This window comes from uncultured Chitinophaga sp., assembly GCF_902168175.1.
Taxonomy (GTDB): Bacteria; Bacteroidota; Bacteroidia; order Chitinophagales; family Chitinophagaceae; genus Chitinophaga.
In genome coordinates this window covers 306,366-323,918 of sequence record NZ_CABHOU010000025.1, presented here as the reverse complement: position 1 = coordinate 323,918, position 17,553 = coordinate 306,366, and the positions used below count along the sequence as shown (strand labels likewise).

The 17,553-nt window shown below is 46.6% G+C and carries 15 protein-coding genes; 11 read left to right on the top strand and 4 right to left on the bottom strand.

The window, feature by feature from the left end; translation table 11 throughout:
• The first annotated feature begins 74 nt into the window (after positions 1-74).
• Complete coding sequence (locus QZT80_RS04735; RefSeq protein WP_295118404.1) at positions 75-1,208, top strand: TlpA disulfide reductase family protein; 1,134 nt, start codon at positions 75-77, stop codon at positions 1,206-1,208.
• Positions 1,209-1,341: 133 nt separating this feature from the next.
• On the opposite strand, the gene QZT80_RS04730 is transcribed toward QZT80_RS04735, so the two are convergent.
• Entirely contained in the window at positions 1,342-2,427 is a 1,086-nt protein-coding gene (locus tag QZT80_RS04730) for a TlpA disulfide reductase family protein (RefSeq protein ID WP_295118401.1), read from the bottom strand.
• Between the two features lie 62 nt (positions 2,428-2,489).
• Between QZT80_RS04730 and QZT80_RS04725 the strand changes: the two genes are divergently transcribed.
• From QZT80_RS04725 to QZT80_RS04715, 3 genes are all read left to right on the top strand, one after another.
• A complete protein-coding gene (locus QZT80_RS04725) occupies positions 2,490-3,656 on the top strand; it encodes a carboxypeptidase-like regulatory domain-containing protein (RefSeq protein ID WP_295118398.1) in 1,167 nt (388 codons plus the stop codon).
• 102 nt (positions 3,657-3,758) lie between these two features.
• Positions 3,759-4,115 (top strand): BlaI/MecI/CopY family transcriptional regulator, encoded by a 357-nt coding sequence (locus QZT80_RS04720; protein ID WP_295118395.1) that lies wholly within the window; start codon positions 3,759-3,761, stop codon positions 4,113-4,115.
• A gap of 40 nt (positions 4,116-4,155) precedes the next feature.
• Positions 4,156-6,477, top strand: coding sequence for a M56 family metallopeptidase (locus tag QZT80_RS04715; protein WP_295118392.1), 2,322 nt, complete (start codon positions 4,156-4,158; stop codon positions 6,475-6,477).
• 60 nt (positions 6,478-6,537) lie between these two features.
• Here the strand turns inward: QZT80_RS04715 and QZT80_RS04710 are convergent, their stop codons facing one another.
• Positions 6,538-7,578 (bottom strand): formylglycine-generating enzyme family protein, encoded by a 1,041-nt coding sequence (locus tag QZT80_RS04710; protein ID WP_295118388.1) that lies wholly within the window; start codon positions 7,576-7,578, stop codon positions 6,538-6,540.
• A 945-nt stretch (positions 7,579-8,523) separates the two neighbouring features.
• On the opposite strand from QZT80_RS04710, the gene QZT80_RS04705 reads away from it, so the two are divergent.
• Complete coding sequence (locus QZT80_RS04705; protein WP_295118387.1) at positions 8,524-9,918, top strand: GH1 family beta-glucosidase; 1,395 nt, start codon at positions 8,524-8,526, stop codon at positions 9,916-9,918.
• 36 nt (positions 9,919-9,954) lie between these two features.
• Here QZT80_RS04705 and QZT80_RS04700 read toward each other — a convergent pair whose 3' ends face one another.
• Complete coding sequence (locus QZT80_RS04700) at positions 9,955-11,199, bottom strand: hypothetical protein (RefSeq protein ID WP_295118384.1); 1,245 nt, start codon at positions 11,197-11,199, stop codon at positions 9,955-9,957.
• A 15-nt stretch (positions 11,200-11,214) separates the two neighbouring features.
• Complete coding sequence (locus QZT80_RS04695; protein WP_295118381.1) at positions 11,215-12,516, bottom strand: DUF4270 family protein; 1,302 nt, start codon at positions 12,514-12,516, stop codon at positions 11,215-11,217.
• 273 nt (positions 12,517-12,789) lie between these two features.
• Here QZT80_RS04695 and QZT80_RS04690 point away from each other — a divergent pair, with 273 nt between their 5' ends.
• From QZT80_RS04690 to QZT80_RS04665, 6 genes are all read left to right on the top strand, one after another.
• Entirely contained in the window at positions 12,790-13,809 is a 1,020-nt protein-coding gene (locus QZT80_RS04690) for a kelch repeat-containing protein (protein ID WP_295118379.1), read from the top strand.
• Positions 13,802-14,161, top strand: coding sequence for a DUF4907 domain-containing protein (locus QZT80_RS04685; RefSeq protein ID WP_295118376.1), 360 nt, complete (start codon positions 13,802-13,804; stop codon positions 14,159-14,161). Before QZT80_RS04690 ends, QZT80_RS04685 begins: the two co-directional genes overlap by 8 nt.
• 195 nt (positions 14,162-14,356) lie before the next feature.
• The gene (locus tag QZT80_RS04680) at positions 14,357-15,616 is read left to right on the top strand and encodes a sensor histidine kinase (RefSeq protein ID WP_295118373.1); all 1,260 of its coding nucleotides are present in this window, start codon (positions 14,357-14,359) and stop codon (positions 15,614-15,616) included.
• Positions 15,594-16,298, top strand: a complete 705-nt coding sequence (locus tag QZT80_RS04675; protein WP_295118370.1) for a LytTR family DNA-binding domain-containing protein — start codon at positions 15,594-15,596, stop codon at positions 16,296-16,298. The genes QZT80_RS04680 and QZT80_RS04675 overlap by 23 nt, the downstream gene beginning before the upstream one ends.
• Positions 16,299-16,378: 80 nt before the next feature.
• Positions 16,379-16,687 (top strand): hypothetical protein, encoded by a 309-nt coding sequence (locus tag QZT80_RS04670; RefSeq protein WP_295118368.1) that lies wholly within the window; start codon positions 16,379-16,381, stop codon positions 16,685-16,687.
• The gene (locus QZT80_RS04665; RefSeq protein ID WP_295118366.1) at positions 16,674-17,429 is read left to right on the top strand and encodes a hypothetical protein; all 756 of its coding nucleotides are present in this window, start codon (positions 16,674-16,676) and stop codon (positions 17,427-17,429) included. The genes QZT80_RS04670 and QZT80_RS04665 overlap by 14 nt, the downstream gene beginning before the upstream one ends.
• Positions 17,430-17,553: the final 124 nt, after the last annotated feature.

The following is a 17,553-nucleotide window of genomic DNA, read 5'->3' as shown; positions in this document are numbered from 1 at the left end:
CCGTTTATCACAATAGCGTTGGTTTTCCTTCGCTAAAAGGGGATTTTTGCAGGTAATAAACAAAAACAGTGAGTATGAAACGAATAGTCCTGATAGCTGCACTATTCCTGCCGGGGGCACTGTGGGCCCAACCCAAAACAAAATCAATCAACTACGATATTAAAGGCACATCCGCCATTAACCAGCCAGGTAAGGTGTACATCAGTATGCGCAAGGCCTGGGGGAACAAGGTAGATAGTGCCGAGGTAACTGATGGCCAGTTTGTGTTCAAAGGCAAACTGGAAGAACCTGTGTATGCCTCTATCTTTATGTACCTCGAAGTGCCGGAAAAGCCGGGAGGCAAGAGCCGTAAAGAAATAGCGAAGTTTTTCATCGATAAGGGAACTACTACGGTAAACATCACCGACATCAGCGGAGATGCCGAAGTAAAAGGCGGCGCAGCACAAACAGAGTTGGCGAAGCTGACAGCAATGGAATCATCGCTGGTGAAAAAGTCGTCGGACCTCCAAAAGCAATACCGCAAACTGTACGATGCCAAAGATGAAGAGGGAATGAAAAAACTTGAGGCGAAGTTCGAGGAGCTGGATGGTAAACGTAGCGCCACGCTCCGGGCTTACCTTAAACAAAATCCGCACACCTCCATCGGTATTTACGTGATCAACAACCTGGCGGGATACGATATCAATATTCCGGAAATAGAGCCCATCTTCAATAACCTGTCAGATGAAGTAAAGCAAAGTCCATCGGGCGAGGCTTTTGCAAAACGACTGGATATTGCTAAGAAAACTACTGTAGGCCAGCCCTCTATCGATTTCTCACAAAATACGCCCGAAGGCACACCTGTCAGCCTGTCGTCGTTCCGTGGTAAATATGTGCTGGTTGATTTCTGGGCTAGCTGGTGCGGTCCCTGCCGGGCGGAGAACCCTAATGTGGTAAAAGCTTTCAATCAGTATAAGGATAAAAACTTTACCGTATTCGGTGTTTCGCTTGACGATTCGAAAGATAAATGGATCAAAGCCATTGAGAAGGACCAGCTCACATGGTCGCAGGTAAGTGATTTAAAGGGATGGGGTAATGCTGTGGCCAAACTTTACGGCATCAGGGCTATTCCTCAAAATTACCTCGTAAATCCGGAAGGCCGCATCATTGGTAAAAACCTCCGCGGCGAAGCGCTGGAAAGAAAACTGGAAGAGTTGATGGCAGATTAACATAACCATCATCCAAACTTATAAAGGGGGTACTTCAGTGTTGAAGTGCCCCTTGTCTTTACGAGTACGCCACCCCGTGAATATTCATTATTTCCATCTTCCTATCAGGCAGGAGAACACGAGGGCTTAAGCATTATTGAAGACGTTCAGATAGTTTTTCCCTAAGTGCCTTGGTGTTTAAACGATGGGCGATAATATTACCATTCACATCGATAAGAAAATTGTCGGGGATGGCGGATACGCCGTAGATAAGTGCCGGTGCTGTTTTGGGTCCTTTGAGATCAGTTGCCTGCGGCCATGGAAGTTTGTCCTGTTTGATAGCGGTTTCCCAGTCCACTCTGTCTTCATCTAAAGAAATACCAAGTATTTCCAGTCCTTTCGGGTGAAATTCTTCATATAACTTTACCAGTTCGGGATTAGACTTTCTACAGGGGCCGCACCAACTGGCCCAGAATTCTATCAGTACTACTTTGCCTTTGTACGACGCCAGGGAAATATTTTCATTGTTGATGCCGGGAGCTGTGAACAATGGTGCAGGCATGCCAATATCTACAGGCCTGTTAAGTCGTATAAACGCTGCAGCATCTTTACCGTACCTGGTTTGCTGAATACTTGCATTAAGTAGTTTATATAGAACAGCAGTAGTGTCGCGGCCCCAACTGCTGGCATAAGTGCTTACAAGTACAGCGCTTACTATTGAAGATGGATGCTGGCGGATGAAATCGCGGTCGGTTTGCCGGAGCTGCTTTTCAATATCATCCTGCGCTTTCTTTAGTGTCAGTTTCGATACGCCGGAAGTATCGGCGCTATGAATTTTTTTAATGCTATCGCGGATTGCGTATAATCTATTACGCAAAATATCGAGTTGTTCATTTTCCAGTTGCGCTGCAGAGCCTCTTACCACCGCCTCCCGAAGTTTTCCTTTCTCTCCTTCCACACTTATCTCTTTATTCTCTACCCACATATACTTCGCCTCGCTGAAATCCGATGTACGGATAATTAACTGCTCAGCCGGAGCTGCTACCTGCCCGGAGAAATAAAATTTACCATTAAGTACATATGCAGAATCTGTTTTGCGAATACCTTTATATAGGTAAAGCAGCGTACTGTCGGGCGCGCCCTTTAATACGCCGCTTATGCGGAATATGTTACCTGGTATAAAACAGAGGTTACAACATACACAAAGGATGAGCAGCGGAAGGAGAAGGGGAGATTTCATATGGATTGAAACGAACTTTTCGTAAATTTACGAAAGTTTCGTAATTAATGATATTATTGAAGATGAATAAATTTTTAACTGCCAGCTTACTGGGTATTTTATTGATTACTGATTTGTTTGCGCAAAGCCGGATTACAGGTAAAGTAATCAGTGAAAAGGATGGAGCCGCACTCCCGTTCGCCAGCGTTTTCCTGAGTCAAACCACACTGGGCGACCGTACCACCGAACAAGGCAGCTTTTCAATAAACAAGATACCCAACGGCCGTTACGAGCTGATCGTATCTTACCTGGGTTACGAAGCCCTGGTAGTGCCGGTGATGTTACAGGATACCAGCCTGACCTTTACGCTTAAACTTAAACCTAAGACGGGGCAGTTAAGTGAAGTCATAATCAGAAAAGATCCGCAACGCGAGAGCTGGCTGCGGGTATTCCGCCAAACCTTTTTAGGTGCAGGCACCGCTGCCGCTTCCTGTAAAATACTGAACGACGAGATCATTAATATACAGTTCGATCACTCGCAGCGCCTGCTAACGGCCGAGTCGGACGGTATGCTGGAAATAGAGAACCCGGTATTGGGCTATCGCATAAAGTACCTGTTACAAGGTTATGTGAACGACTATAAGCAGAACTATGTATTGTATTATGGTTTCCCGCAGTTCCAGGAAATGAAGGCAAAGAACAGCCGGCAGCAAAAAAGGTGGGAGGCGCGCAGGCTCACCGCTTACCGTGGTTCCTCCCTGCATTTTATGCGCAGCCTGATGGCGAAACAACTGGAAGCCGATGGATTTAAAGTGAATAAGGTGGTGCGCCAGGTGCGGAGTAACACGCCCGAGCCCCGCGAACCCGGCGATACGCTGCCGCGGCAGCTGATTAATCCCCGGCAGACATTTGGCCCCCGTTATGCCGATTACTTATATACCGGTGCGGTAAGTTACGACAGCCTTTTCCACCAGCCCGCACAGCAAAAAGGGATGGTGTTACACTTCAGGAACTATCTGCAGGTCATATATCAGCGTGAAAAAGAACCATTAGACTATGCACAGAGTAAAGGCCGCGGCACAGGGCAACGTTATCCGCAAACTTCCATGGTGCATTTGTTTGTGCCCACCGTTGGGGTAGATGAAAACGGGAACGTGGAAGCACCGGCCGACCTGGTATATGAAGGCTACTGGGCCTGGGAAAAGGTGGCGGAAATGGTGCCGCTCGACTATCGTGATAATGGTAAGTGACTGTAAATTAATCTCTTGAAATATTTTTTATAAAAATGCTACGAAATGTTCGTAGATATACGAAACTTCCGTACATTCGTTATGTGATATAACACATCTTATATGGAAAAATTAACCAAACAGGAAGAAGCTGCCATGCAGTCCATCTGGAAAATAGGGAAGGGGTTTGTGAAGGATTTCCTGGAGGCACATGCGGAACCTGTTCCGCCATACACCACACTGGCTTCTACCATTAAGAACCTGGAAAAGAAGGGGTACCTGGGCAGCACTAAAATAGGTAACGTATATGAATATACGCCACTGATAGAAGAAGGCGACTACACCCGTAAGTTCATGAGTGGTTTTGTGAAAGACTATTTCGAAAATTCTTATAAAGAACTGGTGACCTTTTTCGCCAGGGAAAAAAATATAAGCCCGGATGAGCTGAAAGAGATCATCCGTATGATAGAGAAGAAATAACGCAGCAACTAAAAATTCTTTCACCATACAAGTAAACTGTATGCCTGATCTTTTTATCTACCTGTTGAAGGCGAATGTGGCACTCAGCCTCTTTTACCTGGCATATCGCCTGGGATTAAGAAGGCTCACCTTTTACACGCTCAACCGTTTTTTCCTGCTTACAGGAATTGTGTTTTCATCGGTATTTCCGCTGGTGGATGTCAATGATTTCTTCCACCGTAACGGAAGTGCGCTGGAAACGGTAGTATATTATGTGCCCGACTTTAACGCGTTAAGACCTGCGCCTGAGGCAGCGGAATTTACCGTATGGACGTTTCTGACCTACGTGTTTTGGGCCGGTGTGGCGGTAATGACGATCCGTTTGTTATTCCAGTTGCTGTCGTTGCTGGTGTTTCATATGACCTCGAAAGAGGCAAAGGTGAGAAACTCGAAAGTGAGGATCGTGAAAAGAGAGATGGCACCTTTTTCCTTCTTTAAGAATATCTATTTAAATCCCTCCCTGCACTCCGGCGAAGAATTGGAAGCAGTAATCAGCCACGAGCAGATACATGTTAAAGAATGGCATTCTGCCGATGTGATGATGGGAGAAGTGAACAATGTTTTCTATTGGTTTAATCCGGGCGCCTGGCTGATGAAAACAGCCATCCGTGAAAACCTTGAATTTATTACCGACCGCAGGATGCTGCGGGCGGGGGTAGACGCTAAAGTTTACCAATACAGCCTTTTAAAAGTAAGTGGAGCTCCATACGCGACGGCCATCGCAAACAATTTCAATTTTTCACATCTCAAAAACCGTATTATGATGATGAATAAAGAACGATCATCGCGTTACCAGGTGGTCCGGTATTTAGTACTGGGCTGTATGGTAAGCGTGCTCGTGCTCACACTTAACTTTAGCCGTGCGGGCGTTAAACTGGCGCCGGTAGGGCAGGGCACCATCCCACAATTATTTGTTGAAGAAACAGATACCATTCCACCGGTAAAAGTGGAGAACATAAAGAGACCGCTGGAAGAAGTAGTAGTAACAGGTAAAGCAGATACCACTAAAAAACCGCGTAAAACAATTACTATCGAACTGAATGATAGTACCGGCAATCCAAAGCCACTGCAACTGATGTTGCAGGAAGTGCAGCAAAAGGCAGGAAAGGTTGACACAACATATTTAAAGGCGCAGCTGACGTTTTTAGCTACAGCCGGTCAAATTGTAGAACCTGTAGAATTTACAAGCAGGCTGGATGAAGTAGTAGTAACCGGCTACGGCAACGCGCAAGCTGGTACCGCTAAATCGCTTGAGAGTAAACCGCTTCAGGAAGTTACGGTTACCGGTTATGGCAATCGCCAGGCGAGCGGTGTTAGACCACGTACGGTACAGGGACAAGTTATCGGCATATCCAGCAGCGTAGCACCGCCATCTCGCCTTACCGGTACTTATGCTTTTAGCAGTAAACCCGGACAGGACGTTGTATTTGTTGGAGCGGGCAATAACGCCGGTCGGCCAGTATCAGTTACCCGCCTCGCGGGTAAAGATTACGAATATGTACTGGATGGCAAACCTTCTTCTGAAAAAGAAGTAGGGGCGTTAAGCAGCGACCGTCTTAAATCGGTAACGCTTAAAACGGAGAACCAGAAAGGTTATGTATACGTAGAAACCAAACAGGCGGGCGATCAAACACCCGTGAATTTAATCTACAGGTCCGGACAGAACGGTTTTTCCGGCGGGGCAGACGATCACTCCAGGAGCCTGTTCGTATTTACGCCTGATTCGGTACGTACGGTTGTTGGCAGGAATATAAGGTTTACGGGTCACGTTGATTCAACCCGCCAGCCGCTCAGGATCACCTCCCGCGGCACATCTGGTCTTCATGATGTGTTGTACGTAGTGGACGGAAAAATGAGCGACTCCAACGTGCTGCAGAGAATTGATGCTAACAGCATCGAATCGATTAGTGTATTAAAAGACCAAAGCGCTGCCAGCCTTTACGGGCCCAGGGGGAACCATGGAGTAATCATCATCACCACTAAGAAAGGTGGCGAACTTAAAAAGGTAGCTGCGGCTGATTCAGAAAAAGAAAGCCTGGCGAAGTTTGCTGCTGCCAGAAATACCAGCAATAAAGCGCTCCGCGTTTATCCCAATCCTTCAAGTGATGGCAGATACACTGTTGACTATCCAGGATCGAAAAGTGGTAAATCTGAAATGAAAGTTTTTAATTCAAACGGCGAGGTGGTATATAGCGAAAAGAGCAATGGTAGCGGCGTTGCTGCCAGGTCGCTTGTAGATTTGAGCAAATCGCCTGCAGGTACTTATTATGTGAAGGTGCTGGTAGACGGTAAAACTTATACAAAAAAGATCATCAGACAATAGAATTTTATACTCACGCAGATGCAGAAGGGGAAAGAATATCCATTCTTCCCCCTTATTTTTTTATTTACTTTTCACACACCGGAAACCTAAGTTAGATAACCCCGATTCGGGCGAGGTTTTCATCCTGGCCGATACCCTGTAACCTTTACAATATTCATCACTGCACATAAACGAGCCGCCGCGTATCACGTGTTTTACCGTGCCGGGATCTTCTGCATCGTAACCCTGTTCGGGGCCTTTCGGGTTCGTGCTTATACCAGTCAGACTTTTATAATAATCGCTGTGGAACCAGTCGGCGCAAAGTTCCCATACGTTGCCGCTCATATCGTACAGGCCATAAGTGTTGGCGCCGTAACTTTTCACCGGTGCCAGTCCGTAGAAGCCGTCGGTTTGTGTGTTTTCATATGGAAAATGGCCGTTCCACGTATTGGCTTTGGTTTTACCTTCTGTAAGTAATTCGCTGCCCCAGGGGTAAGGTTGGTTGGCGAGGCCGCCACGTGCCGCATATTCCCATTCGGCTTCGGTGGGCAGGCGTTTGCCGGCCCAGTTGGCATAAGCCACCGCGTCGTCATAAGCGATGTGCGTTACGGGATAATTATCTTTACCCCTGATGTCGCTATCTGGCCCCAGTGGGTGCAGCCAGTTGGCGCCATGTATAAACTGCCACCATTGCGATACATCATTTAAAGGCACTGCATGGTCGGGCGGTGTAAACACCAGCGAGCCGGGCTCCAGGATGCTGCTGTCTGGTTGTGGCGAGCCGGGCGGCAGTTCACGCATGATCTCTTCCATACTCACCGGCTTTTCTGCCACCGTTTTATAACCCGTGCTTTTCACAAAAAGCGCGAATTCGGCATTGGTCACCTCGTGTTCGTCCATCCAGAACGAGTCGAGTTGTACTTTATGTTTCGGGTACTCGTCGGGCTGCCCCTGATCGTCATCCGCGCCCATGTCAAACTCCCCACCTGGAATGAGCACCATGCGGTTCAGGCTGTCGGCCGGATTTTTCACCTCCTGTTTATTGGGAGGTGTTTGTCCGCAGGCCACCAGGCAGGCCAGCGCGCCTGCCGCCAGTGTGTTGTAAATACGCTTAGTCATCATCCAAATGTAATAAAAGAAAGCAGGATTTTAAGCTCCTGCATCGCCTGCAGGTGCTTGTTCGTATTTGAAGCGATGTGCCGCGTTTGGGCCTTTAAAATGGGTTTTAAGCCATTCCCCAGCCGCCGTTGTGTCATTCCTTCAGCGGCATTTCTCTCCCCGTCATCGCTTCGTTCCTCGCGACGCCGGACAGGGTGACGCCCGCTGAGGAGGGCACACAATAAAACCTGCCGTCCGTCGGCTGAGTGCCTTTTTGCCGAACAATGTGATGCGTACCGATCCTATATCGATCCTTTATCCATCCTATACCCGCTTCCGCTGAAACCCGCGCCCCTGCACACGGCTATTAAAGGATCGATATAGGATCGATATACCTTCGCCGGAAGAAAGTATATCTGGAGCGACTTTTGGCAATTATTTCCGTTTTGTAAGTCTTCAACGATCTGAAATTGAATTAATTGAATATTTGTAAGGTGTTTATATGAGTTGTATCCCTTGCTGGTAAAGAGTTTCAGAGGATGATGAGGGCTTTCGTCCCAGGCTTCTATATGCTTCGTCCCAACGTTCTCTAAGCTTCGTCCCATTGTAACCCGAACCGGCATTTCATGATAGTACCTTTGCATTTGTGACTGTGATCCATACCTTTTATACCGTCGGAAGATGCTAAAAAGGCAATGTGCGATCACGAATGGCTGGGAGGAAAAGCTTCCCTTGTCATCACAAGTTCTTTGACATATTGGTTTGAAAAATTCCTGACGGTTGCGGCTTCATCATATATGGTAAGAGGAGCTTACCGTTCCTCTTACCTTTTTTAAAATGATGGGGAGAGAGATGCCGCTGAAGGGAGTGACACAACGGCGGCTGATGGTTTATTCCGTGGCTTGCCCCACCTTATTAACAAAATTATAATACAGGGTAAGTGGGTTAAGCATTAATTTCGGGATTAATATGATCCTGCCTGCATCCTTTTCGCGTAATGATTTCGGGGACGACTTTTCCTGGGGAGTAGTAATTTCTGCTTTTCAGAACGAGGGCGCCTGCGATGCGGATGGGAAAGGCGCCTCTATCTGGGATACGTTCAGCGGACGAAAAGGTAAGATCAAGGATGGTACGCATGCACAACAGGCCTGCCATTTTTATGTGAACTACCGCGATGATATACTGCTGGCAAAGGCCCTGGGCTTCTCCGTATTCCGTTTCTCCATTTCCTGGCCACGTATTTTACCCAAGGGTACAGGGCCGGTTAACCAGGCAGGCATCGATTTTTACCACAAAGTGATCGACACCTGCCTTGAAGTGGGACTCGAACCCTACGTTACCCTCTATCACTGGGATTTACCGCAGGCGCTTGAGAACAAAGGCGGCTGGTGCCACAGGGGTATTGTGTTTGCGTTTGAACATTATGTAACGGTGGTTACGCGGGCTTTTGGCGATAAGGTGAAAAACTGGATCATTCTGAACGAACCTTTCGGATTTACCTCGCTGGGTTATATGCTGGGGGTACATGCCCCGGGCAAATTCGGGCTCTCTTACTTTTTACCCGCAGTGCATCACGTAGCACTGGCGCAGGCAGAAGGCGGGCGTGTAGTAAGGGATGAAGTGAAAAATGCGAACGTGGGCACTACGTTTTCCTGCTCACACATCATCCCCAATACCCAGAGCGAAGCCGATATTAAAGCGGCCCGCAGAGCCGACGCGCTCTTTAACCGTTTGTTTATAGAACCCTCACTGGGCATGCGTTATCCTGCTGATGACTTTCCCCTGCTTCATCGTATAGAACGCCGTTACGCCATGTGGCGCGATTGGGATAAACTGCCTTTCGAATTCGATTTTATCGGGGTGCAGAACTACTTCCCGCTGGTGGTGCGGCATAATCCGTTTATGCCTTACGTAAATGTGTCGGAGGTAAAACCACGCTCGCGTAATGTACCTGTAACGGCTTTGGGCTGGGAGATAAGTGGTGTGGGCATGTACAATATCCTCAAACAGTTTGGTGCGTACGAAGGAGTAAAAAATATCATTGTATCTGAAAGCGGCGCAGCCTTTAACGATAACATGGAAAACGGGGTGGTGAACGATGCGCAGCGCATCCGTTATTTCCGTGAATACCTGGCGGGCGTGTTGCAGGCTAAACGCGAAGGCGTGCCCGTAAACGGCTACTTCGCCTGGACGCTCACCGATAACTTTGAATGGGCCGAAGGGTACCGTGCACGGTTTGGACTGGTGCATGTAGATCATGTTACACAGCAACGTACGATCAAAGCTTCCGGTAAATGGTTCAGCGATTTCCTGGGGTTCAGGCATGTGCTTAAAAGCGAAACGCAGGCCGGCATAAATGCCTAGGCCCGCGCTTCTTAACGTACACCGTCTTTAAATATCTTAGTATTCCACCCGCTTAAAGAACCATAGGTCGCGCATGGATAAGCTGAATACAATGTTCAGATAGTTTTCCTGGATCAATCCTTTGTTTTGTGTACCACGTTGCCCTACTTCGAGGCCTACGTAGTAACGTAAAGTACTACCTGCCGGCAAAGACGCACCGGCTGTGATGCCGAAATCACGAATGTCCTGCCCCTTTACTTTCATATACGAATTTTGATAGTTGGCGCCCAGTTGTAACGACAACCCTTCTACCCGGCTGTTGAGGTAATACTTGTAAAAACTGTACTCCAAACCACCGGCCACGCGTTGTGACTTTGTATAAATGTAATCGCTTTCGTTACTGTTTTTGCCGGCCCAGTCGGCCATTTTATAATCGGCCACCGCCGTCAGCCGGCCGTTTGTAAGCGAAAGGCCGGCGCCGTATTGCGCGGGAATTACATAATCGCTGGTGCGTACATCTTCTTCATAATAGGTATTGTCCGAATTGTCTTTGATCGTAAACGTTTGCGATGAGCGCAGCTTCGTTTGCATACGATAGGTAAGGCCGGCGCCCAGTATCATATTGCCTACGCGGCCGCTGTACTGCAGGCCGGAGGTAAGGTTGAAGTTGCGGAGTGAACGTGCATTTTCAGTAAACACATCGCTGGATGCGCCGGTGCTGCCGGTACTGTCGGTGGTGGTAACATTGCCGAATAGAAAGGCTCCGGACAAACCCACTGAAAAGTGTTTGCCCAGTTGTACTGCATTGGAAAAGTACGCCCGGGTCAGGCCCCCGGAACCCTCTATGGCACTTCTAACACCGGTGGGTGTACCAGTGATATATTTTGTATTTAATACTTTGTAGTCGATGTTGCTGAATGGCGTAACCCCAATACTTACGCCCCAAGGTTTAGCGGCTTTAAAGCCCATAGCTATTTTCTTGAAGTTGAGGTCACCTGCGCTTTGCGTGTAGGTAGAAGTGCTGTACTGCATCATTCTGCCTGCGCCCGATACTTCGAAAAAGAAACGTTGTGTAGGTAGTGCGCTGTAGCTGGCCGGATTTAATTCGTTCAGGTAGTTGCCCGACCGGCGGCCGATACCTGCGCTGCCCACGCCAAAGTTGCGGCTGTAGTCCTTGTCTTCCAGGTCGCCAATACCATAGGAAGAGTAAAGGGAGTTCATGCCTTTTTGTGCGCTGGTTTGCTTAGCTGCCAGCAGCATCAGGCTGCATCCGCAAAGTGTAAGGTATAGTTTTGTTTGCATGAGTATCGTTCGCACTTATTTATACAACAGGTAATAAATTTTAAAAGTCATTTTGTTTTTCGCGTTCACCTTATTGCCAATCACCAGCCTGTCGAACCGCGTATGAAAGTCGAAGTAGGTAGGCATCATCAGCAATCCCCGGGTAGTAATGTTATCCGCCGCCAGTTCTGCATTACAATAGCTGGTAAGGTCGTACGTGTAGCTGGTGTTTTCGTTGTACAGTGCGTCGTAAGTGAAGTCGCCGTACTGGTAACCGCCCGTGCTGCTGCCCGTCAGTGTATCGCCCCTGTTCTGTTTCGTATCGGCTTCTACCAAAGTTGTTTTAGAAGGCATATTCGCCCTTATGTAAGTGTTCCTGACAGGTTGTACAACCAGTGTTGCGCTAACGATCTTTCCAAAACGGCCCAGCTCCTGCAGTTTTTTAATAGAGGGCAGATCGAGGCGCGTCACCACGCCCGTAAGACCTTGTATGTAAGCCGCATTATCAAGTTGATCAGCAGGAATGCTGTTATTGGTGGTGTTAAGTGCAGCGATAGGCGTGCCTGTACGGTCGGCCTGTACATTATTAAACTGGTAGGCCGTGTTAGACAGTGGGAACTCGAAATAGTTGGTACCACGTTCCAGGCTGTTAATATGGTAGTGAATACGCATTACCGCAGTGCTGGCATCGTAGCCATAAATCACGTTAGTAGTGCCGGTTTTTATGGCCAGCCCTTTGAAGTAGTCGAGCCATTGCGCATCACCGGATACTTCGTTAGCCTTTGCTGCGAACAAATCCCATATTTCGCGGCCTTTGGTATCCGCGAGGCGAATGCTTACCGTATCTTTCTCTAAAGGCCGCAGGTACGTTTGTTTGGTGCCTAAGGGAGAGGAGGCGGTGGCAAATGAATTGTGTGTATAAAGGGAACTACTGTTATCTGCCAGTTTAATATTTTGTGTAAGCTGGTATACGCTGATGTTTAGCGGTACCGTAGTATCTCCATAATAGTAGCCATTACCGCGCAGGATAAGCTCCACCGAATCGTACACCATATTATTCTCAATGCTGCGCACACTGGGCATAGTCATTTCAAAAAAAGACCCTGCTGTAATTTTTCCGAACAGCGGATCGTTATAATAACCATTGAGGATGACTCCCAATCCCGAACTGGGTACCGAGTCCAACTGGATCGTTTTCACATCCACCGAAAAAGTATCCAGTAATATATAACCGGCACCGTTTTCCGTAGTTACATCCTCGTAACTGAAACCACTCTTTTCGCAGGACGCCAGGTAAAGGGCCGAAACTGCTATTAATAAGCATGATATTTTGCGCATAGTTTAAAAGACAACGCACAAGTTTATAACGTGAGGGCGCGAAAGAAATGTTTAAATATGCCAGTTGCCCTTATTTATCGATGAACGTGATAAGTTTCCCGCTGTTTGCCGTCAAGAGCAGGACAGGCCTGAGATAGCGTGAAATCGCCATTTCGCTGGATTGGCAGATGAAATAGCAATATTCATCCCCTTAAAAAAGGTATTCCGTCTATTTTATATCCACCCTAACAGTTCCCCGGATAATTTTGGCGCTGTTAAAAACTGTAATTGCTTATGTTCAATGTTAGACATTCCTGGGTTCTGCTGGCAGCCGGCGTATTTCTTGCCTCCTGCTCCAAAGACGATGATACGGAAGAGATTGGGAACTGGATCAGCCGTTCCTCACTCGAAGGGGTAGCCCGGGGAGAAGCCGTTTCGTTCGTAATAGATAATAAGGCTTATATAGGTACCGGTTACGACGGCACCAACAGGCTGAAAGATTTCTGGTATTACGATCAGACCTCCAATTCCTGGACACAGGTAGCCGATTTGCCAGGCGCAGCCCGTAACAGCGCAGTAGCCTTTGCTGTAAATGGCCTTGGTTATGTAACCACCGGTTACGATGGCGTAAATAAACTGAACGATACCTGGGTATATACACCAGCTACCGATAAGTGGGAGCCGGGTGTTCCATTCGCTGGCACTGCACGTTACAGCGCTACCGCCTTCGGTGTTGCAGGCAAAGGTTATGTAACCTGCGGTTATGATGGTAACTACCTGAAAGACTTCTATTCTTTTGATCCTGCATCACAGTCGTGGAGCAAAGAAGAATCGTTCAGCGGCAACAAACGTTCCGATGCGGTTGCTTTCGTAATTAACGATAAAGCGTATGTGGTAACGGGTTCCAACCCCAACACCGGTCAAACGTTAAGCGTAAACGACATGTACATGTTCGATCCTGCCAGTACTGCTGCCAATAAATGGACAGAAAAGCGTAAGATATCTAACGTAAGTGATGAAGATTACGATAACGATTACGATATGGTGTCCAGCAACGGTGTGGCTTTCGTAATGAACAACAAGGGATACATTGCCACCGGTTCCAAAAGCGGTTTAACCACCAATGTTTGGGAGTACGATCCGATTAATGACGTGTGGGACCAGAAGCGCAGCTTTGAGGGATTAGCCCGTAGCGGTGCTATTGCATTCAGTATTAATAACAGGGGATATGTAGGCCTGGGTAACAGTGCCAGCCTGCCTTTCGAAGATCTGTGGGAGTTTGATCCAACCGCAACCTACAATGAAAATGACTAAGCCAAAGTCCATCACAAAGTGGATAGTGGCGCTTACCATTGGTACGCTCTTACTTTTCACCGTAGCGAAAGTGTTTTTTACATCTTCTACCGCTACCCACCATCATCCTGCGGGCATGGTACAACTCGAAGTAGTACCTTTTGAAACCGCAGGTGGCTGGGGTTATAAGATCAATGCAGGCGGTAAAACCTATATCAGCCAGGACAGAATCCCTGTACTGGAAGGAAAGCAGCCCTTCTCCTCGAAAGAAGACGCCATTCGTGTGGGCGATCTCATCGTGAAAAAACTGATGCAGCACCAGTCGCCGGCCATATCCAAAGCCGAGCTTGCAGCATTGCAGATACAGCACTAGCTTATATATTATTTGACCTGACTAAATACTGTTACATGCGTGTGTTAACATGCGTGTAACAGTATTTAACGTTTAATTAACTCCCTGCTGATCAATGCAATAACTTTAACTTTTAGTTAACCGCATAAGGATGTACAGGGGCGCTTTTTAACAAGAACTTAACCCATTTCAGGCTAAGTTTACGCGATTAATTTCATGAAGCCAATTAAGCACATTTTCAGGAACAAGCTGGTCGTCGTCGTATTGCATATTATTGCATGGCTCTGCTTTTTTATGTTCCCGTTTTTTGCTTACCGCATACAGGTGAGCGACTATTCCTTTTTCTATAAGGAGATCGTAAACACATTAGTGTTGATAGGGCTTTTCTATCTTAATATGTATGTACTGATACCGCGGTTCTTTACCTTAAAGAAGATCAGTTTATACATTGCTTCCGTACTGTTGCTGATCGTTGTAATTACTTTGCAGCAGGCAATTATAGAGTACCAGTTCATGGGAGATATGATGAAGCGGCCGCATATAGGTTTGGCTATTGCCAGCAGCGATGGAAGAAGAGTGGTGTACCGTACGCAGGGGGGGCCGGATGAAGTGATGCACACACGGTTCGATGAATTTGACACTTCACGCAGAGTACGTCACTTCGAATCCCGGAGGGCAATGCGTGTGCGGGGTATGTCGGATTCGGCGATACTGGCGCGGCCATTTCCGCCAGAGGATAATGTGTTCCGCGATTTTATTATTCCGCAGGTATTGCGGCGTACAGTGATGTTCACCTTACTGATGCTGTTCATGAGCGGCTTTATTAAAATAGGCATTGAATGGTTTAAAAGCGAGAAACAGCGCGAAGCGTTGAAGGTGGCTAATCTTAATGCAGAACTGAAATTCCTGAAGAACCAGATCAACCCGCACTTTTTATTTAATTGTCTGAATACGATATACTCCCTGGCGCATAAAAAGTCACCCGAAACCGAACATGCCCTGGTTAAATTGTCGACGATACTACGTTACATGATTTACCAGGCCAACGAAGACAAAGTGCTACTGGCAAACGAACTGCGTTACCTGCACGATTATATTGACATACAGAAACTGCGTTTGCCAAAATCGATTACGGTAGATTATACCGTGGCGGGCGACGCCGGAACATTGCAAATAGCACCCATGCTGCTGATCCCGTTTGTGGAGAATGCTTTTAAGCATGGTATCAGTTATTCCGAAGAAGCTTACATTATCATTCAACTGGTTATAAACAACGGGTCCCTGAACATGCTGGTACGCAACAAAATCATCCGGCAGAAGCCGGATGAGGCAGGCGGCGTAGGACTAACAAATGCATTAAAGCGCCTCGATATGATGTATGCAGGCGCCCATGAAATAACTGTAAAAGAAAACGGAAACGAATTTATTGCTGACTTAAAAATTGTGCTGAACCATGATGAAGTGTATCGCAGTTGACGATGAACCACTGGCGCTGGAGATCATAGAGGACTTTGCCCGCAAAGTTCCTTTCCCCATGCAGCTAACGAAATTCGAGGACGCCGCACTGGCCCTCCGCTACCTGCAGGAAGAGCAGGTAGACCTCCTTTTTCTGGACATCAAGATGCCCGATATCAACGGCATTCAATTCCTGAAGGCGCTTAAAAATCCGCCCGCCGTTATTTTCACCACTGCTTACCAGGAGTATGCGCTCGATGGCTTTAACCTCGACATCGTCGACTACCTGTTAAAGCCCATCCCTTTCGAGCGTTTCATGAAAGCCGTTACCAAAGTGTACGAGTATTTGAGCGTGCAGCAAAAAAGTGGTGGCGAACTGGCAGCATCCGCAGATTACATTTTTGTAAAAACAGAGTACAAAATCATAAAAGTTAATTTTGAAGATATCCTTTACATAGAAGCGCTGAAAGATTACATCAAGATCTATACACGCAACCAGCCCGTATTAACGCTTAAGAGCCTCAAATCCTTCGAATCGCGCCTGCCCAGGGATAAGTTCATCCGGGTACACCGTTCGTACCTAGTATCGCTCGATAAGATCAATTCCGTGGAGAAGAATTCTGTAGTGATAGCGAACCAGTATATACCGATTAGCGAGGGGTACAGGGATAAGTTTTATGAGTTGATTACGAAGAATTCCTGACGATTTTTTCAGACTCGAAAAATACCGTATCTTCATATGGTAATGAGTATTAATTTATCACCCAGATCATACAAGGTGCGATGAGAAGAAAGGCGAAGGAAATAACCCAACATATCAAACAGCATTTAGAAAATGAATGGGAGAGTCTGAGCTACTATGAGGATAGTAATAACACGTCTTTTTTAGAAGAAGCCGGACGCCATGCAGCAACCAATGCAGTTAACGAAAATCTGGCGCTTGGACTGCCGATTACCTATTTTGAAGATGGATGGGTAGTTAGGAGATTGGCGGATAAAAGTATTGTACGCATTAAAAAGGTAGAGGAACCCGAGGATATTAAACATGATTTAACCTTTAAAAAGGGCATCACTGTTAATGTCAAAAGGTAGCAATACAAAACGAATGCGTGTTTTCGGAGGGCCCAACGGCTCCGGTAAAAGTTCTATTATTAAGGAAGTTCGAAAACGTGCGATTGATACGGGACTCTATATAAATGCTGATGACATCGAGAAAACCGTAGCGGAAAGGAAATTTTTAAATCTGGCTGATTACGATCTAGAGTCTACATCCCAGGAGTTTGACCAATATCTGCATAATTCCACCCTGTTACAAAAGGCAGTGACCGAAGGTTATAAAATTGATCTCCAGTTTTCAAATAATAATATTCTCATTGGTGAAGGAAGCAACTCGTATGAAGCGGCTATTATATCGGAGTATATACGGCGGCTTCTTTTAGCAAAGGGAAGTACGTTCTCATTTGAAACGGTAATGTCGCATTCTTCCAAGTTGCAAATATTTAAAGATGCGTTGAGCGCAGGTTATCGAACTTATCTGTATTTCGTAGGTACAGTTTCTGTAGAAATTAACATTAACCGTGTTTCTGAACGGGTAAAAAAGGGTGGGCATCCTGTAGCCGAGGATAAGATACGGGAGCGGTATGAGAAGTCGATGGACCTGCTTTATGATATGCTTCCCTATGTTAATCGTTGCTACCTGATTGATAATTCACTAAACAGTCGATATAGGTTGATAGGAGAAATTACGGATGGTTCCACTGTTGATCTATTTTACGGGTTTAGTGATCTACCTATTTGGATAAAAAGATTTTTGTTAGATAAGTTAGGTGTCTAATACCATTTTAAATAGAAGAACAGCATCTGGTCTATTGTGTTAGAATCTACATCAACACAAATTGCCACCAACACGCGCATAAAGCTTGATTGACTTTCAAACACTTCGCTACTTTTGTTAAAAT